Source organism: Caulobacter sp. BE264 (genome assembly GCF_031457805.1).
Taxonomy (GTDB): Bacteria; Pseudomonadota; Alphaproteobacteria; order Caulobacterales; family Caulobacteraceae; genus Caulobacter.
Window position 1 is genome coordinate 292,249 of record NZ_JAVDXI010000002.1, and the last position, 19,331, is coordinate 311,579.

Annotated in this window: 21 protein-coding genes and 2 tRNA genes; 9 read left to right on the plus strand and 14 right to left on the minus strand. The window is 68.0% G+C overall.

Translation table 11 applies throughout. The features are described from left to right. Positions 1-10: 10 nt before the first annotated feature. Positions 11-2,401 carry a TonB-dependent receptor gene (locus tag J2X45_RS06695; protein WP_310212857.1) on the minus strand — a complete coding sequence of 797 codons (2,391 nt, stop codon included), beginning with the start codon at positions 2,399-2,401 and terminating at the stop codon, positions 11-13. A 267-nt stretch (positions 2,402-2,668) separates the two neighbouring features. Here J2X45_RS06695 and J2X45_RS06700 point away from each other — a divergent pair, with 267 nt between their 5' ends. Further along, complete coding sequence (locus tag J2X45_RS06700; RefSeq protein WP_310212860.1) at positions 2,669-2,800, plus strand: hypothetical protein; 132 nt, start codon at positions 2,669-2,671, stop codon at positions 2,798-2,800. A 14-nt stretch (positions 2,801-2,814) separates the two neighbouring features. On the opposite strand, the gene J2X45_RS06705 is transcribed toward J2X45_RS06700, so the two are convergent. Together J2X45_RS06705 and J2X45_RS06710 are read right to left on the minus strand one after the other, a co-directional pair. Then, positions 2,815-3,195, minus strand: coding sequence for a hypothetical protein (locus J2X45_RS06705; RefSeq protein WP_310212863.1), 381 nt, complete (start codon positions 3,193-3,195; stop codon positions 2,815-2,817). Positions 3,196-3,322: 127 nt separating this feature from the next. Then, positions 3,323-3,652, minus strand: a complete 330-nt coding sequence (locus J2X45_RS06710) for a DUF1491 family protein (RefSeq protein ID WP_310212867.1) — start codon at positions 3,650-3,652, stop codon at positions 3,323-3,325. A gap of 68 nt (positions 3,653-3,720) precedes the next feature. Between J2X45_RS06710 and J2X45_RS06715 the strand changes: the two genes are divergently transcribed. Further along, positions 3,721-4,611, plus strand: coding sequence for a hypothetical protein (locus tag J2X45_RS06715; protein WP_310212870.1), 891 nt, complete (start codon positions 3,721-3,723; stop codon positions 4,609-4,611). Between the two features lie 13 nt (positions 4,612-4,624). Here the strand turns inward: J2X45_RS06715 and divJ are convergent, their stop codons facing one another. Then, positions 4,625-6,370, minus strand: a complete 1,746-nt coding sequence (divJ, locus tag J2X45_RS06720; RefSeq protein WP_310212872.1) for a cell cycle sensor histidine kinase DivJ — start codon at positions 6,368-6,370, stop codon at positions 4,625-4,627. Positions 6,371-6,566: 196 nt separating this feature from the next. Between divJ and J2X45_RS06725 the strand changes: the two genes are divergently transcribed. Genes J2X45_RS06725 through J2X45_RS06740 form a run of 4 tightly spaced genes read left to right on the plus strand, consistent with a single transcriptional unit; the run spans position 6,567 to position 9,274 of the window. Next, on the plus strand, positions 6,567-7,358 hold the full coding sequence (locus J2X45_RS06725; RefSeq protein ID WP_310212875.1) for a HAMP domain-containing sensor histidine kinase: 792 nt from the start codon (positions 6,567-6,569) through the stop codon (positions 7,356-7,358). Between the two features lie 42 nt (positions 7,359-7,400). Then, on the plus strand, positions 7,401-7,826 hold the full coding sequence (locus J2X45_RS06730; protein WP_310212878.1) for a SufE family protein: 426 nt from the start codon (positions 7,401-7,403) through the stop codon (positions 7,824-7,826). After that, positions 7,819-8,766, plus strand: coding sequence for a rhodanese-related sulfurtransferase (locus J2X45_RS06735; protein ID WP_310212880.1), 948 nt, complete (start codon positions 7,819-7,821; stop codon positions 8,764-8,766). The genes J2X45_RS06730 and J2X45_RS06735 overlap by 8 nt, the downstream gene beginning before the upstream one ends. A gap of 58 nt (positions 8,767-8,824) precedes the next feature. Continuing rightward, complete coding sequence (locus J2X45_RS06740; protein ID WP_310212883.1) at positions 8,825-9,274, plus strand: PA2169 family four-helix-bundle protein; 450 nt, start codon at positions 8,825-8,827, stop codon at positions 9,272-9,274. A 69-nt stretch (positions 9,275-9,343) separates the two neighbouring features. On the opposite strand, the gene J2X45_RS06745 is transcribed toward J2X45_RS06740, so the two are convergent. The 7 genes from J2X45_RS06745 to J2X45_RS06775 form a co-directional block, all read right to left on the minus strand. Continuing rightward, positions 9,344-10,072, minus strand: a complete 729-nt coding sequence (locus J2X45_RS06745; RefSeq protein WP_310212885.1) for a DUF6456 domain-containing protein — start codon at positions 10,070-10,072, stop codon at positions 9,344-9,346. Further along, positions 10,072-10,440: a helix-turn-helix domain-containing protein gene (locus J2X45_RS06750; protein WP_310212888.1), complete on the minus strand. Its 369-nt coding sequence runs from the start codon at positions 10,438-10,440 to the stop codon at positions 10,072-10,074. Before J2X45_RS06750 ends, J2X45_RS06745 begins: the two co-directional genes overlap by 1 nt. A 125-nt stretch (positions 10,441-10,565) precedes the next feature. Beyond that, positions 10,566-11,489, minus strand: a complete 924-nt coding sequence (locus J2X45_RS06755) for a hypothetical protein (RefSeq protein ID WP_310212891.1) — start codon at positions 11,487-11,489, stop codon at positions 10,566-10,568. Between the two features lie 12 nt (positions 11,490-11,501). Continuing rightward, positions 11,502-12,428 (minus strand): sugar kinase, encoded by a 927-nt coding sequence (locus tag J2X45_RS06760; RefSeq protein WP_310212894.1) that lies wholly within the window; start codon positions 12,426-12,428, stop codon positions 11,502-11,504. A gap of 2 nt (positions 12,429-12,430) precedes the next feature. Next, positions 12,431-14,221 (minus strand): DUF885 family protein, encoded by a 1,791-nt coding sequence (locus J2X45_RS06765; protein ID WP_310212896.1) that lies wholly within the window; start codon positions 14,219-14,221, stop codon positions 12,431-12,433. A 100-nt stretch (positions 14,222-14,321) separates the two neighbouring features. Next, positions 14,322-14,396: transfer RNA gene (locus J2X45_RS06770), tRNA-Gly, on the minus strand. A gap of 50 nt (positions 14,397-14,446) precedes the next feature. Beyond that, a tRNA-Gly gene (locus J2X45_RS06775) sits at positions 14,447-14,521 on the minus strand. A gap of 170 nt (positions 14,522-14,691) precedes the next feature. Between J2X45_RS06775 and J2X45_RS06780 the strand changes: the two genes are divergently transcribed. Beyond that, complete coding sequence (locus tag J2X45_RS06780) at positions 14,692-15,552, plus strand: SDR family oxidoreductase (RefSeq protein WP_310212897.1); 861 nt, start codon at positions 14,692-14,694, stop codon at positions 15,550-15,552. Here J2X45_RS06780 and J2X45_RS06785 read toward each other — a convergent pair. The 3 genes from J2X45_RS06785 to J2X45_RS06795 are packed head-to-tail and all read right to left on the minus strand — an operon-like array spanning position 15,549 to position 17,037. Then, entirely contained in the window at positions 15,549-15,833 is a 285-nt protein-coding gene (locus J2X45_RS06785) for a type II toxin-antitoxin system RelE/ParE family toxin (protein ID WP_310212901.1), read from the minus strand. The genes J2X45_RS06780 and J2X45_RS06785 overlap by 4 nt on opposite strands. A gap of 3 nt (positions 15,834-15,836) precedes the next feature. Further along, positions 15,837-16,106 carry a CopG family ribbon-helix-helix protein gene (locus J2X45_RS06790; protein ID WP_310212905.1) on the minus strand — a complete coding sequence of 90 codons (270 nt, stop codon included), beginning with the start codon at positions 16,104-16,106 and terminating at the stop codon, positions 15,837-15,839. A 58-nt stretch (positions 16,107-16,164) separates the two neighbouring features. Continuing rightward, positions 16,165-17,037 carry an alpha/beta hydrolase gene (locus J2X45_RS06795; protein ID WP_310212908.1) on the minus strand — a complete coding sequence of 291 codons (873 nt, stop codon included), beginning with the start codon at positions 17,035-17,037 and terminating at the stop codon, positions 16,165-16,167. 54 nt (positions 17,038-17,091) lie between these two features. Between J2X45_RS06795 and J2X45_RS06800 the strand changes: the two genes are divergently transcribed. Both J2X45_RS06800 and J2X45_RS06805 read left to right on the plus strand, forming a co-directional pair. Then, entirely contained in the window at positions 17,092-18,264 is a 1,173-nt protein-coding gene (locus tag J2X45_RS06800) for a glycosyltransferase family 4 protein (RefSeq protein ID WP_310212910.1), read from the plus strand. Continuing rightward, entirely contained in the window at positions 18,261-19,232 is a 972-nt protein-coding gene (locus tag J2X45_RS06805; RefSeq protein ID WP_310212914.1) for a glycosyltransferase family 9 protein, read from the plus strand. The genes J2X45_RS06800 and J2X45_RS06805 overlap by 4 nt, the downstream gene beginning before the upstream one ends. Positions 19,233-19,331: the final 99 nt, after the last annotated feature.

A 19,331-nucleotide genomic window follows, 5' to 3' on the forward strand; every position in this document is an offset into this window, starting at 1 on the left:
TCGCGGCAGCCTAGAACTTCGCCGCCAAGCGCGCGTACCAGAGCCCGCCATCGGTGTCGTAAGGCGCGTTGCGCGAGTAGATCAGCCCGCGCGAGGCCTGGAACGTCGCCTCGTCCGGGTAGGTGTCGAACAGGTTCTCGGCCCCGACCGTCAGCTTGATCGCCGGAGTGACCTGGGCGCTGACCGACAGGTCGATCAGGGTCTTGCCTGCGAAGGTCTGGATCAGATCGGCCGCGCCGTTGGCCTGGGCGTCGGTCCACTCGCCCGACCAACGGGCCCGGATCAGGCCGCTGAACACGCCGCGCGCATAGTCAAACGACACATTGGCGGCGTTCTGCGGCAGGCCGTCTTCCAGGTTGATCTTGGCCAGGCGCGAGACCTCGGTCAGCTTGGAGCGCGTGACCTTGGTGTCGTTCCAGTTCCAGGCGGCGGTCAGACCCGCCCGGCCGCCCCACAGGCCCCCGCGCCACGCGCCGACGACGTCGACGCCCTGGGTGCGGGTGTCGAACGAATTGGTGAAGTAGCTGACGGTCGTCAGGCTGTCGGCGCCGGGCACGCCGGCCGCCACAAGCTGAGCGCGCAGAGCCGGCGTCACCGTGAAGTTCGGCGAGACCGCAAAACGATTGTCGACCTCGATGCGGTAGTAGTCCACCGAGGCGGTGAAGCCGCCCTCACGGAACACCGCGCCCAGAGAGAGGTTCTTCGATTCTTCGGGCTCCAGCGGCTTGCCGCCCAGAGCCACGGCGATGGGATTGACGGGCGACAGGCGTCCAGCGGTGAAGAGCTGCAGGGTCGTGGTGTTCAGGCCCTGCGAGGTGCGGGTGTTGTTGATCTGGCCCGCTGTCGGGGCCCGGAAGCCGCTCGAGACCGCGCCGCGCAGGGCGAAGTTCGGCGTGACCTCAAAGCGCGCGGCGAGCTTGCCGTCGGTGGTTTGGCCAAACTCCGAGAAGTCCTCGTGGCGGAGCGCCAGGTTCAGATCGAAGCGCCCGGTCAGCGGCAGCTCCAGGTCGACATAGCCGGCATAGCTGGACTGATCCCAGGAGCCCGCCTGGCTGGGCGCATACCCCGGGAAGCCGTTCGAGCCGCTAGGCAGCCCCGCCGCCGCGCCGGGCCCCACGTCCCACGAGAAGCGGTCCCCGGCCTTGATCTCATAGGTCTCCTCGCGCGCTTCCAGGCCCAGGGCCAGGTTGGCCGGCTTGGCCAGGAACGACCAGGCCAGCGGACGCGAGGCGTCCAGGTTCAGGGTGGTCTCCTTCTGGATCAGCGCGCCGTCGTCGAAGCGCGTCGGCGACTGCGGCCCGAACGAGGCGTTGCTGCTGTTGCTCAGCACGTAGTCGACTCGGTCCTGGCCCCAGCCGGCCGAGACGTCCCACGACCACGCCATGGCGTCGCCGCGCAGGCCGCCGTTCACCGAGCTGTTGGTCTCATCCTGGCCAAACTTCGGCGCGAACCCCGCCGGATAGATCTGGCTCAGCGACCAGCCCGGAAACGCCGTCGAAGTGCGATACGAACCGTCGGTCGACGGGTTGCGCCAGTTGAAGTCGGTGACGCCCGTCATGTCGCTGTAGGTCGCGAAACCGTAGGCCTCGACCGCGTCATTGATCGGCAGGACCAGATTCAACGAACCGCGCCACACTTCGCGGTCCGGCTGGCCCCAGCGCTGGACGGGATTGGGCACCTTGATGTTGGGGTTGGCGGCCTGGAAGGCGATCGCGTCCGGGCGCTGGCGGGTGCGCGAGGTGGCCTCGGCCTTGGCGTAGTCCAGCGCGGCGACCAGGCTGCCGCCCTGACCGAGCGCGAAGCCGTAGCGCGCGCCGATCTCGGTCTTGTCGCCGTCGCCGGCATAGTAGCGACCGTATTGGCCGTAGCCCTCAAAACCGGTCTTGGTGGACAGGATGATATTGATCACCCCGGCGATGGCGTCCGAGCCGTACTGGGCCGAGGCGCCGTCGCGCAGGACTTCGATACGCTCCAGACCGCTGGTCCCGATCGAGGCCAGATCGACGCCCTGCTGGCCGCGACCGCCCAGGACCGCCGAGCGGTGGCGGCGCTTGCCGTTGACCAGCACCAGGGTCTGGTCGGGCGAGAGGCCGCGCAGGGTGGCCGGGCGCACGAAGGCCTGGCCGTCGGCGGCCGGCAGGCGCTGGACGTTGAACGACGGCGTCGTCGCCGCCAGCTTGTTCATGATCTCGTCGGAGGCGATGCTCTTCAGCGTCTCCTGGCCGACCACGTCCACCGGCGCGGCCGACTCGAAAGCCGTCCGATCAGCGCGACGCGTGCCGGTCACCACCACCGTCTCGACTTCGGTGACGGCCGATGGGGAAGGCGTTTGCTGGGCTTGGGCTTGGCTGGCGAGCGCCAGGGCGAGCACGCCCCAGGCGGCGGTGGACAGAAGCTTCATGACGAATCCTTGGTGTTAGGTTCGCCGGGGTTAGCGACCGCCCTTGTCAGTGCGGCGACGCATCGATGTTGGTTCCATGAAACGCCTGGGCCGAACGCTGGCAAACGGGGCGTGGCGAGCGCGACCGCGCCGAAATGCCCCCCAGGAAGCCGACCCATGCGCGCGGCGCGGCAAAATGGCCCTATTCGAACAGTGGGTTTGGAGTCATGCTCACGCTCATCGCACCGGCAGGCGTCAGATCGCCGGGCGTATGGAGGAAATCGAAAGATGGCCCTGCTCGACCATCATCGTGTCTCGCCTCGCCAGCACCCGGTTGGCAGCGCGTTGTGCCTCAGCCTCACGATCGCCGGTTTGGCGGCGGCGGCGGTGGTGCTGAGTTGGATGATGACCTTCGTCTAGCGGTCTATGGGGCGTTAAGCGGCCAGACGACGCCAGACCTGGCGATCGGCTTCGACGTTGGTGAGCGCGCCGCTGTTTTGCCGCTCCAGCAGGGTCGCCATCACTTCGACCCCGAGTTGAACATAGCGCACCTGCACGTCGGCGACGCGGCAACCGCGGCCCGGCGCAATGAATAACGCCGCATTGATCTCCGGAGCCTTGCAAACGATCAGGGCGGCTAGGCGCTCAGCGCGTTCACGATCCTTGTGGTGCAACAGGGGCTCTTCCGAGAACAGCTCCTTGCCCAATTCGCCCACATAGCTCAGCGAGAGCTTGGCGAAGCGGTCGCGCGTCACCGGCGGCGTCAGTTCCGCCGGGTCGAAGCTCAGGACCACATCGTTCATGAGGAAAAGCATGGCGGGTACGCGAGACCATCTGGGGAGACGAAGAACGCCTTCACCCTAGCCGACGCACGCTTTCGCTCCGGTTTAGGAGCAGGGTTAACGCAGCGGCGCGATCACCCGTCCACAGCCGAACGCCGGTTCAGATCTCCACCGGTTCGGTCAGAAAGTGACGCCCGTCGCGATCCTCGATCTCGACCACCCAGATATCGGGATCGATGCGCGCGGCGCGCTCGGCATAGGCGTCGAGATCCGGCTCGAAGGTCGAGCGAACGGGCTGCATCCAGAAGCGCTCGCCGTCCCCGCGCGTGGCTTCACTGAAAAGGCGCGCGGTCCCTTCGCGGCGGTCGACCACCTTGACCAGCACCGCCCCGGCGCGCGCGTCGCCCTTGCGTCCGACCGTAGCGAAGGCCCCGCCCAGTTCCGCGCGGCGGATCAGCGCCGCGACCCAGATATCCGTCGAAAGAAGCATCGCTAACCGAACCGCAACCCGGGCGCGTCTAGAACCCGTCCTTCAAGTTTCGTCACTCCCATAGGCCAATGACGTTCGCAGAGCACCACAAAGGTCACGCCCGAGGGGGAATCGCCATGGCGATCAGCGTGGCGGCGTGGATCCTGCCGGGCGGCGTCCTGGCGGCCAATGCGGGCGATCAGCTTTATGAGCGGACGCTGATGACGGCCGCCGACGGCCGCTGCCGACTGTTCCCGCCCACCATTTCCTCCGCGCTCGACGCCGCCCGCGCCCAGGCGCGGGGGGCGACGTTGCGCTCGGGCGCCACCGAGCTGCAGGTCGCCGCGCTTGAACAGCGCGCCCGGGCCAAGGCCAACAGCGCGGCCTGCGACTCCAAGGACCTCACCGTGGCCGCCGCCCGGGTGAAGAAGGCTTTCGAGGGCTACTCCCAGCTGCTGAGCATGACCTATCCGGGCGATGTCTCGTCCTGGAAGGCGGAGCGTTCGGTGTCGGCCACCATTCCGGTCTGGCGCCTGTCGCAGCCCTCGAGCTTCGGCTCCGACCGCCTGATGTTCGGGCTGGCGGGCCGCGCCAAAGCCGTCCTGGCCGTCTCCACCTTCGAGAACGGCCAACGCCCCTATGTGGCGCGGATCATCCTGCGCGACACCAAGCGCACGCTCGGGCCCTATCTCGATGCGCGGTCTGGCAGGAACCTTTCGGGCAAGATCCCGCCCCGCAACGCCAGCTTGGTCTTCACGGCCGAGCGCCGCGAGGAGGCCCCAGTCACCCTGCTGCCCAACGGGGCCAAGACCGGCCTGGCGTTCCGGTTCCCAGACGCCGTCGCGGAGGCGATGTCGCAGCTTGATCCGCGCGAGGCCGTCACGGTGGAGTTCGCCTTCGCTGGTCGTGGCGAGGAAACCACCCGTAAGGCCTATATCGAGGTGGGAGACTTCGCCGCCGGCCGCGCGTTCCTGCGATAAGGCCGAAGGGACCTCAGCGCGGCGCGAAAGCGATGACGTTGTCGCCAAGGCTGTTCGGGGGCGGCTCCTCGACAGACGGAGCCGGCTCGGACGGCGGCTCCGCCGTCTCGACGGAAGACGCAGCGACCATCGGCGCCAGGAGCACGGGAAGCCGCACCGACACGGTAGTACCCGCGCCAAGACGGCTTTCGATCATCATCTCGCCGCCATGCAGCTTGGCGAAGGCGCGGACAAGTGAAAGGCCAAGTCCTGTCCCGCGCGAGCGTTGCTCCGCGCCGCCAGCCTGCTCGTAGGGGCGTCCCAGGCGCTCCAGGTCCTCCGGGCTGATCCCGACGCCCGTATCGGCGACCACGATCTCGAGCACGCCGTCATAGCCATGCGCCGTAACCGTCACCTGCCCGCCACGCGGGGTGAACTTCAAGGCGTTGGACACCAGGTTGAGCACGATCTGCTTGAGCGCGCGGCGATCGGCGTCGACTTCCAGCTCGCCCGGCGGCAGGACCCCGCGCAGTTGCACGCCGGCGGTGTCGGACTGAACGCGCAGCAGCCGCATCGCCGCCTGCACTGCCTCGCGGGCGTCGAAGACGCCGCGCTGCAGCTCGAACCGCTCGGCCTCGATCTTGGACATGTCGAGCACGTCGTTGATCAGGTCCAGCAGGTGTCCGCCGCTCTCGTGGATCAGTTCGGCGTACTCCGCGTAGCGATCGCTCAGCGGGCCGAACATTCGGGCCCGCATGATATCGGAGAAGCCCATGATCGCGTTCAGGGGCGTGCGAAGCTCATGGCTCATATTGGCCAGGAACCGCGCGCGGCCGGCGGCGAGAGCCTCGGCGTCGATGCGCGCCTGATCGAGCGCGTGCTCGCGATGGCGCTCCACCGTGATGTCGCGCAGCACGCCGACCAGCTGGTTCGGCGCCACGCGGTGCATGTCCAGGGCGACCACGCGTTCGACGCCAAGCGCGGGATTGAAGGTCAGGCTGGCGGATCCCTCGCGATGGGCCTGGGCGATGGCGGCGGTCAGACGCTGGCGGTCGCCTGGCGCAGCGGCGCCGGTCAAACCCCGGTTCACCAGGTCCGCGCGGGTGACGCCAGGCGGCGGGGCGCCGCGCACGGCGGTCACCTGACCTTGCCCCCGCACGGCGATGGCCAAGTGCGGCAAGCCGTCGAGCAGGGTCTCCAGACCGATGATCTCGGTGGCGTAGCGGTCGTCCCGCGCGCCCTGCCGACGGCGGCCGATCAGCAATCCGGCGGCGAGGCCAAGACCGGTCGTCACCAGCGCCAGGAAACCCAGCACAAAGGCCAGGGGGCCTGTGGGCGCCGGAGGGGCCAGGCCGGACAGCTGAGTCAGCGCTGCGACGCAGGCGCCGATCAAAGCCAGGGCTGCGCCTTCGGCGAGGCGCTTGGGCTGATCCAGGGTCGAGGCCGCCGCCACGGGCGCGAGGCACCAGGCCGCCATGGCCCCGCCCACGCCGCCGGTCAGCACGGCGGCCAGCGAGCCGCCGACGGCCCACAGCACCAGCAGCAAAGATTGGGTGCGCTCATCCTCGCGCGTGAACAAGATCGACGCCAAGGCGGGGAACGCGCCGGCGCCCAACGCCGCCCACACAGGCCAGCCGCCGGAGTCGGCCGCGAAGAGGGCCGCCGCAGCCGCCAGGCAGATCGCCGCCAGCCACCCGAGCCGCCAGGCGTGCGCAGGATCTAGCCCCGCCGCACGAGCGGCAGGACGTCTGATCGGGTCTGGAAGCGTTTCGAATTCCAAGGCCGGTCGACTTTTTCCACGGCGGGGAGGATCACCGTCGTCAAACCTTAACGCGGCGCAGGCCTTACCTCCAACCCCGCACAATCTCGGGGCGATCTTTGGCGGTGGAAGCGCTGTGGACGGAAACGGAATCGTAAGCGCCTCGCTTGCATTCTAGCCATCCGATTCATCACGGACAGAAGGTCCGGGAGACCTCATGGCAAAGCCGGCGATACAGGACGCGTCGCAACACAGCGCCTTCGCGAACCCGCCGGCCGACCGCCACGCGGCGGCGCAGGCGCGACGCCAATTGGCGCTGGACGAGCGCAAACGTTCGTTCCTTCGGATGGTCAGCCACGAACTGCGCACGCCTCTGAACGCCGTGATCGGCTTCTCGGAGATCCTGTCGCAAGAGCTCTACGGCCCCCTGGGCAATGACCAATACCGGGAATACGCCGCGATCGTGCACGACAGCGGCCTGAAGCTGCTGAAGCTGGTCAACCAGATCGTCGAACTCGCGCGGCTCGAAGGCCAGGCCAGCGATATCGAGATGACGCCTGAGCCCCTCGACGAGGCCATCGAGGATGTCGTCGAGAGCCTGCGGGCCGAGATCGCGCGCCGCGACGTCATCGTCCACGTCGTCGGCGCAGGCGCCCTGCCCTCCGTCCAGGCCGACAGCCGGGGTCTGCGGACCATGCTGACCAACCTGCTTCAGAACGCGGTCACCCACTCGCCTGCCGGCGGGGTCATCCACGTGACCGCCGCCCGCGTGGACGGCGAGATCGAGATCGCCATCCGCGACCAGGGTCCGGGCGTGGAAAGCGCCGAGTTGCCGCGCCTGCTCCAGCCCTTCGAGCAAGGCGGTTGCGCGCTCACGCGGACCAACGAAGGCGCCGGTCTTGGTTTGCCGATCGTGGACCTTCTGTCGCGCGCCATGGGCGGGCAGTTGAAGCTCTCCTCCAGCCTTGGCGCGGGGTTCCTGGCCCGCCTGATCCTCAGAGCCGCCTAGCTGCCGCTTGCCTTGGCGCGGCGAGGCGCCTAAACGCCGCGCATGACCAGCCCCATCGACGCCGCCCTGACCGACCTCGCCGACGAGTTCGAGTTGCTGGGCGACTGGGAAGAGCGCTATCGCTACGTGATCGAGCTTGGCAAGGAGCTCGCGCCGCTGACCGACGCCGAGCGCTCCGAGGCGAACAAGGTGCGCGGCTGCGCCAGCCAGGTCTGGCTGGTGACCGAGCCGCAAGCCGATGGCTCGATCGTCTTCCGCGGCGACAGCGACGCCCACATCGTCAGCGGGCTGATCGCCATCCTGCTGCGGCTCTATTCCGGCCGAGCGGCCGCCGACATCGCCGGCTTCGACGCCAAGGCCGCCTTTGATCGCCTGGGCCTGTCCGAGGCGCTGTCGTCGCAACGCTCCAACGGTCTCAAGTCGATGGTCGCCCGCATCCAGCGCGACGCGCAGGCCGCTCTTGGCTAGCTATCGCGTCGCCGCGCTTTATCGCTTCACGCGCTTTCCGGATCCGGCGGCGATCCAGGGCCCGCTCGCGGCGCTGTGCTGTGGGTTGGGCGTCAAGGGCACCCTGTTGCTGGCGCGCGAGGGGATCAACGGCACGATCGCCGGCGAGGACGCCGCCATCGAGGCTGTGCTGGCCCATATCCGCACCCTGCCCGGCTGCGCCGATCTGACGCCCAAGACCGCCTGGGCCGAGCGCATGCCCTTCTACCGGATGAAGGTCCGACTGAAGAAGGAGATCGTCACCCTGGGCGAGCCGGACCTCGACCCCACCGACACCGGGACCTATGTCGAGCCCGCTGACTGGAACGCCCTGATCCGCGATCCTGACGTCCTGGTGATCGACACCCGCAACGCCTACGAGGTGGCCGTCGGCCGCTTCGAGGGCGCGATCGACCCGCAGACCGCCAGCTTCGCCGACTTCCCCGCTTGGTTCCGCGACTGGCGCAAGGCGGTGGAGGCGCAGCGGGGCTCCGACGCGCCGCTGAAGGTGGCGATGTACTGCACCGGCGGCATCCGCTGCGAAAAGTCGACCGCCTTCCTGAAGGCCGAAGGCGTCGAACAGGTCTTCCACCTGAAGGGCGGCGTTCTGGACTATCTGGAACAGGTCCCGCAGCCGGAAAGCCTCTGGCGCGGCGAGTGCTTCGTGTTCGACGAGCGCGTCTCGGTCGGCCATGGCCTCGTCAAGGGCGACCACGTCCTGTGCCGCGGCTGCCGCATGCCCGTCAGCCCGCAGGACCAGGCCTCGCCGCTCTATGTCGAAGGCGTGGCGTGCCCCGCCTGTCATGACCAGCGCAGCGAGGCTCAGAAAGCCCGCGCGGCCGAGCGTCATCGTCAGGTGCTGCATTGCGAGGCGCTGGGCGTCGACCATGTCGGCGCGACCCTGCCGGCCAAGACGGACTGAACCCTTCCGCCTTTCCCCGCGTTGACACGGCTCCCCTTCCCCAATGCGGAGCCCTGCGATGCACACCAATGACGACCACATCAAGCTCGTGAACAGCCTGGTGGAGACCACCATCGACAGCGCCGACGGCTACGCCGAGGCCGCCAAGGACGCCGACGGGGCCCGCTACACCGAGCTCTTCCAGCGCCGCGCCGAAGAGCGCCGCTCGATCGCCTCTGAACTGCAGGACGAGGTGCGGCGCCTGGGCGGCGAGCCCAAGGATGACGGCACGATCCTGGCCGCCGCCCACCGCGCGTTCCTGAACCTGAAGGACGCCGTGACGAAAGGCGACGAGGCCGTGATCAACGAGGTCGAGGCCGGCGAGGACTACATCAAGGGCAAGTACGAGAAGGCCCTGCAGGACACGGATGTCGACCCACAGACCCGCCGTGTGATCGAAAAAGCCTGGGTCTCGGTGAAGTCCGGCCATGACCAGATGCGCGACATCAAGCACATGCTCAAGCACTAAGCCGGACAGAACATGGATGGTGGGCGGGATCGACGGGTCCCGCCCTTTTCCATGTTCAAAGGGCCACCCTCACGCCATCCGATAGTGTCTCGCCAGCGCCTGCAGGGCCAGTTTCAGCACCGTCTTGCCCGCACGCCGCGGGAGCTTGAGCGAAGCCTCCGCCGCCTCGAGCGCCGAGCCCATCATGCAGACGCGCTCCAGAATTTCGCGCAGCTCCGGTCCCACGGCGTCGAGCGCGCGAGCGATCCTCTGACGTGCTGCGTGATCACGCTCAGCGGACGCCAGCCCTGGGGAACCGCCGTCGACGCGCATGGCGTCCCAGCGCATGGTCATGCGTCCCAGCGATCCCAGGCTCTCGAACTCTTCGCGAAGCCGTTCGGCGGCTGCGATCTCGACAGCATCCAGCCAAGGACGTCCCTGTCTGTCGCGACGACGGGCCAGCCAGGTGATCGGCGACTCGCCCAAGTTTCGTCGAACCGTTCCCTCGGTGGTCTCGACCGACGTCTCGATCACGCCCGGGCGACCAGGCGGCGGCGCGACGACTTCGGGCCGAGGCAGCATGGTCCAACCGCCCTCCCGGCGCGGCTTCAACGTCGCCAAGTGAGCCAGGGCCGCGAATGCGGCCTCATCAAGGGTCAGCATCACGCAGCGCCGACGACTGGCGCCCAGCCTCACGCCATAGCCGGCGCCATGCGGCTCGACCACCGCCCCGGGCCTGGACAGCAGCCGCATGGCGCGCTCAGCGCGCCGCTCAGCCTCCAAAGCCGCGTCGAAGCGGGCCTGAACCACGCCGGTCATCACGGCAGATCCTGAGCATGGGAGGGCGCCTGACGCAGACAGGCTTCCAGTTCGCAGAGCCGCCGATCAAAAGCCTCGTCCTCGCGCAGGTCTTCGATCTTACGGCAGGCATGTCCGCAGGTGGTGCGATCCCGGCCAAAAGCGAAGGCCACCCGCGCCAACGGCCAGTTCAGCGTGATGTGGGTCAGATAGATGGCCAGTTGCCGGGCGCGCACCGCTGTATGCGACACGCGCTTGGGGGTTGCGATCTCCACCGCCGGCACGCCGGTGGCCAGGGAAACAAGATGGGTCACGAAGCCGACCGTCAGGCGGTCGCGTCGGGGATCAGGCGTGATCGCCCAGATGTCCTCAAGGGCTTGAACCAGCATGGCGTCCTCTCCTCCAGGCCGCGAGCGCGACCGGCGGATACGACTATAGGTATATATTCCGAAGAGAGGAAGATATTCCTATTTCACTCATGCGATCTAGCATTAAGTGCTTGTTTTTACGAAGCCTAGGCCGCAGCTACGCTCATCAGAGCCTGGGGATGAACGACGGTCTGCTGAGGTGCCTCACCCTGCGTCGACGTCAAACGGATCAGCGGGACCTTCTGGAAGGCGCCCCGCATGCTCATCACGCGCGCCTCATCCAGCGGAGCGCCAGCGCGAAGGCGGCGGCACTCTTCAAGCGCCTCCGCAGTCCCCGATAAGGCCGCGCGCCGGAGCTCGACAGGCGCATGCTCTCGCAAGGCCTCAGCGACCACATCGGGAGCCGCCGGCCCTTCGGCGAGCCAGGCCTCGGCCAGGCGAAACCCGTCTCCGCCGAGCAGCCGGAGCATGTAGGCGGCGTTGGACTGGATATGGATCACGCCCTGAGGGTCCACGGCGATCATCGGGTACAGCGGCGCCAACTCAGGCAGGACGCCGTTCGCATAGATGCGCGCCTGCCAGTAGCGCCCGGCGATCCTCGCGAAGTCGAACGCATCGCGCACGAGCGCGAAGCCCGATTCCTCCAGCGGCAGGATCTCGATCTTTGGTTTGCGAACGTCGACGGTGTCATTGGACACGTCGACATAAAGCCCGCCAATCTGAAGCGCGTTCTGGAAGTACTGCTCGCGGAGCACGCCCCAGAGAATTCTCACCTCGCCGCCGTGACGAAAGAACGTCCGCAGCGCGCGCTCCTCGGGCGGCCCGGTCCGCCGCGCCGCCAGCGCCTGCAACTGCTCGGCCATGGCGTTGGTGATCTCCAGGCAGCAGCCGTAGGGATAGGGCCGCGCGTACCGCCCCGCCATCTCGGCGGTCAGGCTGACGTCAACATCCTGGCGAAGCTTGAGAAGCAGGGCGCTGAGGCTGTCCAGGGCCGGCGTGAGAAATCTTTTGGTCAGCGCCGACTGTTCGCGGCTGACCCGCAGCGGAGGCGGCGGGATCAAAAAGGACATAATCCGGGGTACTCAAACGAAAGGCGGCAAGCTTATCTCCGGCGGGACGATCGCACCACGATGGGACACCACGATTCCCGCCAGGGCGTGGGCGCGGACGACGGCGTCGGCGATGGCGCCCCCCGCAAGCCGCGAAGACAGATAGGCGGCGTTGAAGCTGTCTCCGGCTCCGGTCGTATCCACCGCCTTGACCCGCGCCGGCGCAGGCGTCGTCGTACGCCCCTCTGGCCGGTGGACCGCCACCGCATGGCTCTCGTCGCGCGCGACGACCTCGGCCCCGGCGCCCGCCCATTCAGCGGCGAGGTCCTCTGCCTCGCGGCCATAGAGGGGACGGCTGTCCTCGCTGCTCAGCGAGATATAGCGACACGCGGGAACCACGCCGTCCAAGGCGGCGCGGGCGGTCTCGGCGCTGGGCCACAAGGCCGGGCGGTAGTTGAAGTCCAGCGCTACGGCCACGCCGTGCGAGTGGATGTAACCTAGAATGTCGCGCAACCGCGCGCGGCCGATGTCGCCGATCACCGCCAGGGTGACACCCGAGAGATAGACCAGATCGCTGGCCTTGGCGGCCTCGATCAACTGGTCGGCGGTATGGGCCGAGAACAGGTCACGGATCGGAGCGCGCTCGCGCCAGTAGTGGAACTTCCGCTCACCGTGATCGTCCAGCACGATGGCGTAGAGCCCTGGCAGGCGTTTCTCCACCTGGCGCACCAGCTGGGTGTCCATGCCTTCGCGGCGCATCGCCGCCAGCACGCCTTCGCTGAAGGGATCCCCTCGGCCCAGCGCGGTGCAGTAGGCGACCTGATCGCCCAGTCGCGCCATGTAGATCGCCGTGTTGAAGGTGTCGCCCGCAAAGCCCATCCGGTAGAGCGGCGCGCCGCCGTCGCCGGCCTCGGGCGACAGCTCGACCATGCACTCGCCCAGAACCGTGATCCTGGCCAAGGTCAGTCCTTCTTCTTGGCGGCCGCCGCGGGCTTGGCCAGCTCTTGCGCGGTCCAGGCGTCGATCCGGGTTTCCAGCACCGCCAACGGCAACGAACCGCGCAGCAGCACGGCGTCGTGGAAGCCGCGCTCGTCGAACTTGTCGCCCAGTCTGGCCTCAGCCCGCTTGCGCAGCTCCAGGATCTTCAGCTCGCCCATCTTGTAGGCCAGGGCTTGGCCCGGCCAGGAGACATAGCGCTTGAGCTCGACCTCGATATTGGTCGGCGACAGGGCGGTGTTGTCGGTGAAGCAGGCGCGCGCCTGCTCGATGCTCCAGCCCTTCCAGTGCATGCCGGTGTCGGCGACCAGACGGCAGGCGCGCCACATCTCATAGGAAAGGCGGCCAAACAGCTCGTAGGGGTCGCGATAGATGCCCATCTCCTCGCCCAGCCACTCGGAATAGAGCCCCCAGCCCTCGCCGAAGGCGGTGAAATAGAGGTTCTTGCGGAACTCCGGCACATTGACCTGCTCGGCGGCGAGCGCGGTCTGGATGTGGTGGCCCGGCGCGCCTTCATGCAGCACCAGCGCCGGCAGCTCGTAGAGCGGACGCTGGTCCAGCTCGGAGGTGTTGATCATCAGGCCGCCCGCACGGCCGACCTTGGCGTCGCCGCCGAAATAGCGGCCAGTGGTGTAGCCCTTCTCGATGCTGGCCGGCACGGCCCGCACGCCGTAGGGCAGACGCGGCAGCACGCCGAAATGGGCCGGCAGCTGGTCGTCGGCGCGCTTGGCGATCTCGCTGGACTTCTCCAGCAGTTGCTGGCGGCTGGTGGCGTAGAAGCGCGGCTCCTTGCGCAGCATGGCCAGAAAGGCCGGCAGATCGCCCTGGAAGCCGGCGGCCTTCATGGTCTCTTCCATGCGCGCCCGGATACGTTTGACCTCAGCCTGACCGACGTCGTGGATCTGGTCAGGCGTCAGCGTCATGGTCGTGTGCCGACGCGCCAGGAACGCGTAGTAACGCTTGCCGTCGGGCAGGTCGGACGCCGCCAGGCTCTTGGCCGCGCGCGGCGTATACTCCTCGGCCATGAACTTGACGAAACTGGCGCGGGCGGGCGCGACGCTGTCCGTAATCGCTTTCTCGCCCTCGGCCAGCAGCGCCGCGCGGGTGGCTTCTGGAACGCTGGCGGGCAGAGCGCGCAGAGGGGCCAGCAGCGGATCCTCGGCCAGCGGCGTGGCGGCGGCGCGCTGGGCGCGGTCCTGGACAGCCTGGGCGGTCGAGACGGCGTGGACGAAGCCGGTGCTCACGCCGCGCCGGGCGTTGACGATGTTGGAGGCGTACCACGCGGGCATGCGATTGAGCAGCGCGATCCAGCGCCGCGCCTCGGCCTCGGTCTTCAGGCGCAGGCCGCTGGCGCGATACAGCATCATGACGTCAAAACCGCCGTCGCTGCTGAACGGCATGCGCGACTCATCAAAGCTTCCGGCCTCGACGCGGTCCTTGACCGCCCAAAGCAGCAGGTCCCGCGTCAGCTTCTCGTCGTCGGAGAGGCCCGTCACGTCCATGGCCGAGAGGTCGGCGGCGATCGTCTTGAGCTTGGTCAGCTTCGCGGCGTCAGCAGCCGGCGAGACATCGGGCAGACGCCAGCGCGCCGCATCGCCGCCGCCGTCGTCAGGATCGCCATCCGCATTGCCCAGCGCCTCGTACCGCGCCACCAGGCCGGTCAGCGTTTCGGCAGGGCCGGCCCAGGCGGACGAAGCGACCAGGGCGGAGAAACAGACGCCGGCCAGGGCGGCGCGCCAAGTGCGATGCTGAGTCATGCGGCCAAGATTAGGCCAAGGCCGCGCTGCGTCCACACGCGAATCGACCGTCCCGAGGGAACAAATCGATGAGATCCAATTGTCGGAGAAGAACCGAGAATGGAGCGGGCGAAGAGATTCGAACTCTCGACATCCACCTTGGCAAGGTGGCGCTCTACCACTGAGCTACGCCCGCGCTATTCGCGAGATATGATCTCATCCAGCCTACCCGGAAAACCGGGAGAATGGAGCGGGCGAAGAGATTCGAACTCTCGACATCCACCTTGGCAAGGTGGCGCTCTACCACTGAGCTACGCCCGCATCGGCGAGGCCCAGAAGAGCGCCCCGCGACGAGGAGGCGGCTTATGGCAGAGCGCTTCGCGGTTTGCAAGCGCCCTTTGAGGGGTTGCGTCGCGGCTTTTTTCCAAGGCTTGATCGCAGCGGGTTTCGGGCGGGTTTGACGCCTGGATTTGTTGGGGCGGAGTTCTGGTTTGCGTCTGTTCGTTTTCGGCTTGGGCTATGTGGGCGCGGCGTTCGCCGACGCGTTGCAGGAACGCGGCTGGGACATCGCCGCCTCCGCACGCAACCCTGGTCAGGCCCAGGCGCTTCGCGACCGCGGAATCACGCCAGCCGACCCGGCTGACCGCGACGGCATGATCGCTGCGCTGTCCGGCGTGAACGCGATCCTGGTGACCGCGCCCCCGGCCCCCGACGGCTGTCCGGCGCTGGAGTCGATCGTTCCGGCCCTGGCTCAGGCCAAGGCCTATCCCGACTGGATCGGCTATCTGTCGACGACCGGCGTCTATGGCGATTTCGAGGGCCGGTGGGTTTTCGAGACCTCGCCGCTCAAGGCCCAGTCGGTCGAAGGCGCGCGCCGGGTCGGCGCCGAGCGCGACTGGCGCCAGGTCGGGCGCGGGATGGGCCTGACGGTGACGACTTTCCGCCTGCCGGGAATCTACGGCCCCGGCCGCAGCGCGCTGGACCGCCTGCGCGCCGGCGAAGGCCGCCGGATCGTCAAGCCAGGACAGGTGTTCAGCCGCATCCACCTCGACGACATCGTCTCGGGCCTGCTGGCCTCGCTGGATCGACCCCGCGCGGGCGGGATCTACAACCTCGTCGATGATGCGCCCGCCCCGCCCCAGGATGTCATGGAGCACGCCGCCAGGCTGCTCGGCGTTCCCGTCCCGCCGGACCTGCCGTTCAACGAACTGGGCATGTCGCCGGCGACGCGGCGGTTCTACGCCGAGAACAAGCGGGTCTCGAACGCCCTGATCAAGGCGGAGCTGGGCTGGCGGCCAAAGCATCCGACCTACCGCGAAGGTCTGGCGGCGATCCTGAAGGCGGGCGGTTAGGGGCTGTCTGGCCAACGACGAGAGGCGTGAAAAACCCTCAAGATTTCAATCAAGTCGTCGCGCGCCCTGTAGGCGACGATGAAAGGGCCGCCCGGCACGACCAGTTCACGCGTCCCCTTGCGCCGTCCTGGCCGCCCAAGATTGGGAAAGGCGGACAACTTCGCCACGAACTCCCAAATTCTGCGAACCTGCTTCACCGCCGCCGTAGGCCGATCCTGGGCGATCCAGGCGTACGCAAACCTCAGATCGCGCGAGGCGCTATCGGTCCAAGTGACGCGCACGCGTCAATCACGACTTGGAGTCAGGCGCTCGTTGGGCGTCCCCCACGAGTCTATCCATTCGCCGACCTTGTCATGATCGAAGACACGGCCTTCCTCTGCGGCGCGCAGTCCTTCATCGATCGCCGCATCCTGCCAGTCACGCAATTCGACAAAGTCGCGCAAAGCCCGCTCGATGATCGCTGTCTTAGGCTGGTCCATCCCTTCGGCGATCTCTGAGAGGCGCCGGTCCAGGTCGCTGTCTAGCTCAATGCTCAAGGAAGCGGGCTTCGCCATCACGAAAATCCGGAACAGGCCAAGAACAAACCATACGCTTGATGGCGGTTATGTCCAGCTACTCGTCGTCGATCGGCAGCGGGCGCGGCGCGATTCCGGTTGCTTCCAGCCCTGCTGCGTTGCGCAGCCGCGCCGCCCGCGCCAGGCGACGGGACACGAGATCGCCCTCTTCCGGCTCAGCCAGGCCCTTGGCTTCGGACACGGCGGCGACCAGGCGCTCGAGGTCTTGCGGGCGCGACAGCCGGTGATCGCCGTCCTTGATCAGGCTGAATACGACATTGTCCGAGGTCAGGGCGTTGGCCAGTTCCAGGGCGTGGGTCCAAGGCACGTCGGGGTCCGCCCCGCCCTGCAGGATGCGCACCGGAACATCGATCGGAACGGGGCCAGGCAGGATCGACCACCGCGCCCCGTCCTCCAGAAGGTCGCGGGTGATCGGATAGCCGCCGTCATCGTACTCGGACGGGCGGATCCAGAAGCCGTCGCGGGCGATCGCCGCCTTGGCTTCGGCGGACAGTTCGGGCCCCATCAGCTTTTCGGTGAAGTCCGGCGCAGGCGCGATCAGCACCATGGCCTTCACCCGGTCGGGCCGTGCAATCGTCGCCAGGCATGACAGCCAGCCGCCCATCGACGAGCCGACCAGCACCAGCGGCCCGTCAGTCAATTCGTCGATCACCGCCAGGGCGTCGCCCCGCCAGCGGCTGATCGTGCCGTCCTGGAAGGCCCCGCCCGACTCGCCATGGCCGAAATAGTCGAAGCGCAGATAGCTGCCGCCCGTCGCCTTGGCCTGCTCGGCCAGCACCTCGGCCTTCGTGCCGGTCATGTCGGAGTGGAAGCCGCCCAGCCATACGACCGTGGGTCCCTCGCCCTCCACGCGCCGCCACGCAAGGGTCGATCCGTCTTCGCGCGCCAGGGCGCCCCGGGATTCGGTCATGGCGTCGCCTTGATCCTTTCGCTAACTACGGGCCGTTATCTCGTCGAGACTCGCGTGCCCGACCTACCCGCCAACTTCACCCTGCTGCAAGTGACGCCGGAACTGGAAACCGGCGGCGCTGAACAGACGACGATTGATGTCGCCCACGCCGTGGTCGCGCAAGGCGGCAAGGCGCTGGTCGCCACCCGCGGCGGGCGGATGGCCGCGCGCCTGGAAGCCGACGGCGGTCGCCTGGCCCAGATGCCGGCCCAGTCCAAGAACCCGCTGGTCATGCTGGGCAACGCCGCCCGACTGATCGACCTGATCCGACGCGAGAAGGTCAGCCTGGTTCACGCCCGCTCCCGCGCGCCGGCGTTCAGCGCCCTGTGGGCCGCTCACGCCACCAAGGTGCCATTCGTCGCCACCTATCACGGCGTCTACAACGCCAAGTCCGGCCTCAAGCGCTGGTACAATGCGGTGATGACCAAGGGCGCGGTCGTGATCGCCAATTCCGAATACACGCGCGAGCACGTCATTCGCGAGCATGGCGTTTCCGCCGACAAGGTGGTGGCCATCCCGCGCGGGGTCGATCTGTCGCGCTTCGAACCGGGCGTCGTGTGCGCCGAACGGATCGAGTCCCTGCGCCGGGCCTGGGGCGTGGCGGCCGACGAGCGCAGGCTGACGGTGCTGCTGGCTGGCCGCCTGACCCGCTGGAAGGGCCAGGGGCTCCTCGTGCAGGCCATGGCCCTGCTGAAGGCGCGCGGCGAGGACAAGGTGCTGCTGCTGCTTGCCGGCGACGACCAGGGTCGCAAGGGCTATCGCGCCGAGCTCGAAGCCGCGATCGCGCAGGCGGGGCTGCAGGACGCCGTCAAGCTGGTCGGTCACTGCGACGACATGCCGGCGGCCTATCTGCTGGCCGACCTTGCTATTGCTCCCTCCCTGGAGCCCGAAGCTTTCGGGCGTACGGCGGTGGAGCCCCAGGTCATGGGGCGACCGGTCATGGCGGCCGATCACGGGGCCACGCGCGAGACAGTCATCCCAGGCGAAACCGGCTGGTTGGTCGCGCCCGGCGACGCCGAGGCCTGGGCCGCGGCGCTGCTCGAAGCCGTCGAGATCGGCGCGTCGGGGCGTCAATCCATGGGACAAGCCGCTCGTCTGCGTGCTCGGCGGTTGTATTCAGTGGACGCGATGTGCGAAGCGACCCTCAAGGTCTATGCGCGGGTGTTGGGTTTGGAGCGTTCGTCTTGAGCAAGGAGATCAAGAAGGTCCTGGTCATCAAGCTGGGGGCGCTGGGCGATTTCGTGCTGGCCCTGGCCGCGATGCGCAAGATCCGTGAAGCCCACCCCAAGGCCAAGATCACCCTGCTGACCACCCCGCCCTTCGAGGCCCTGGCCAAGCTCAGCCCCTACGTCAACACCGTCGAAACCGACGGACGGCCCGAGGACTTCGGCCAGACCCTGGCCATGATCAGCCGCCTTCGCAAGGCGCGCTATGACCGCGTCTATGACCTGCAGACCAACAGCCGGACCAACTGGTATTTCCAGCTGCTGCGCCCCTTCCCGCCGCAATGGAGCGGGATCGCGGTCGGGTGCTCCCTGCCGCAGAAGGGTTCGGCCCGTCTGCGCATGCATACGCTGGAGCGTCAGGCTGATCAGCTCCGTGCGGCGGGAATCTGGCCCGACGCGCCGACGGAACCGGGCAGCGCGCCGCCGCCGGACCTGTCCTGGATCCTGCGCAAGCACAAGGAGCCGCGCCCCGTCGCCGGCGCCGCCGCGCCGCGTCCCTATGTGCTGTTCGTGCCGGGCGGTTCGGCCCATCGCCTCGAGAAGCGCTGGCCGGTCGAGTGCTATGCCCAGCTCGGCTCTCTGCTGAAGGCCAAGGGCCTGGATATCGTCATCATCGGCGGTCCGCAGGAAAGCGCCATGGCGCGCCACATCCAGAAGGCCGTCGGCGGCGCGCGCGACCTGACCGGCCGCACCGACTTCGCGCAGCTGGCCGTTCTGGGCGCCAAGGCGGCGCTGACCGTCGGTAACGACACCGGCCCGACCCACCTTCTGGCGGCCGCCGGCGCACCGACCATTGCGTTGTTCTCCGACGCTTCGGATCCTGAACTGTGCGGCCCGCGCGGCCACGTGGCGGTGATCCGCTCGCCGGACCTGAAGGCGCTGCCGGTCAGCACGGTGGCCAGCGCGGCGATGGCTCTGCTGCCGCATTAAGGGTCGCCACTCGACCCCAATTGTCATCCCGGGCGAAGCGCAGCGAAGACCCGGGACCGCAGGAAGAGCCCTCTCGCATTGCGCGTGTAGATTTTATAC

Bases quoted from the DNA above. Each gene is read 5' to 3' on its own strand.
- J2X45_RS06695 (WP_310212857.1), bottom strand. From the start codon at position 2,401: ATGAAGCTTCTGTCCACCGCCGCCTGGGGCGTGCTCGCCCTGGCGCTC.
- J2X45_RS06700 (WP_310212860.1), top strand. From the start codon at position 2,669: ATGGCCCTGCTCGACCATCATCGTGTCTCGCCTCGCCAGCACCCGGTT.
- J2X45_RS06705 (WP_310212863.1), bottom strand. From the start codon at position 3,195: ATGCTTTTCCTCATGAACGATGTGGTCCTGAGCTTCGACCCGGCGGAA.
- J2X45_RS06710 (WP_310212867.1), bottom strand. From the start codon at position 3,652: ATGCTTCTTTCGACGGATATCTGGGTCGCGGCGCTGATCCGCCGCGCG.
- J2X45_RS06715 (WP_310212870.1), top strand. From the start codon at position 3,721: ATGACGTTCGCAGAGCACCACAAAGGTCACGCCCGAGGGGGAATCGCC.
- J2X45_RS06725 (WP_310212875.1), top strand. From the start codon at position 6,567: ATGGCAAAGCCGGCGATACAGGACGCGTCGCAACACAGCGCCTTCGCG.
- J2X45_RS06730 (WP_310212878.1), top strand. From the start codon at position 7,401: ATGACCAGCCCCATCGACGCCGCCCTGACCGACCTCGCCGACGAGTTC.
- J2X45_RS06740 (WP_310212883.1), top strand. From the start codon at position 8,825: ATGCACACCAATGACGACCACATCAAGCTCGTGAACAGCCTGGTGGAG.
- J2X45_RS06745 (WP_310212885.1), bottom strand. From the start codon at position 10,072: ATGACCGGCGTGGTTCAGGCCCGCTTCGACGCGGCTTTGGAGGCTGAG.
- J2X45_RS06750 (WP_310212888.1), bottom strand. From the start codon at position 10,440: ATGCTGGTTCAAGCCCTTGAGGACATCTGGGCGATCACGCCTGATCCC.
- J2X45_RS06755 (WP_310212891.1), bottom strand. From the start codon at position 11,489: ATGTCCTTTTTGATCCCGCCGCCTCCGCTGCGGGTCAGCCGCGAACAG.
- J2X45_RS06765 (WP_310212896.1), bottom strand. From the start codon at position 14,221: ATGACTCAGCATCGCACTTGGCGCGCCGCCCTGGCCGGCGTCTGTTTC.
- J2X45_RS06790 (WP_310212905.1), bottom strand. From the start codon at position 16,106: ATGGCGAAGCCCGCTTCCTTGAGCATTGAGCTAGACAGCGACCTGGAC.
- J2X45_RS06795 (WP_310212908.1), bottom strand. From the start codon at position 17,037: ATGACCGAATCCCGGGGCGCCCTGGCGCGCGAAGACGGATCGACCCTT.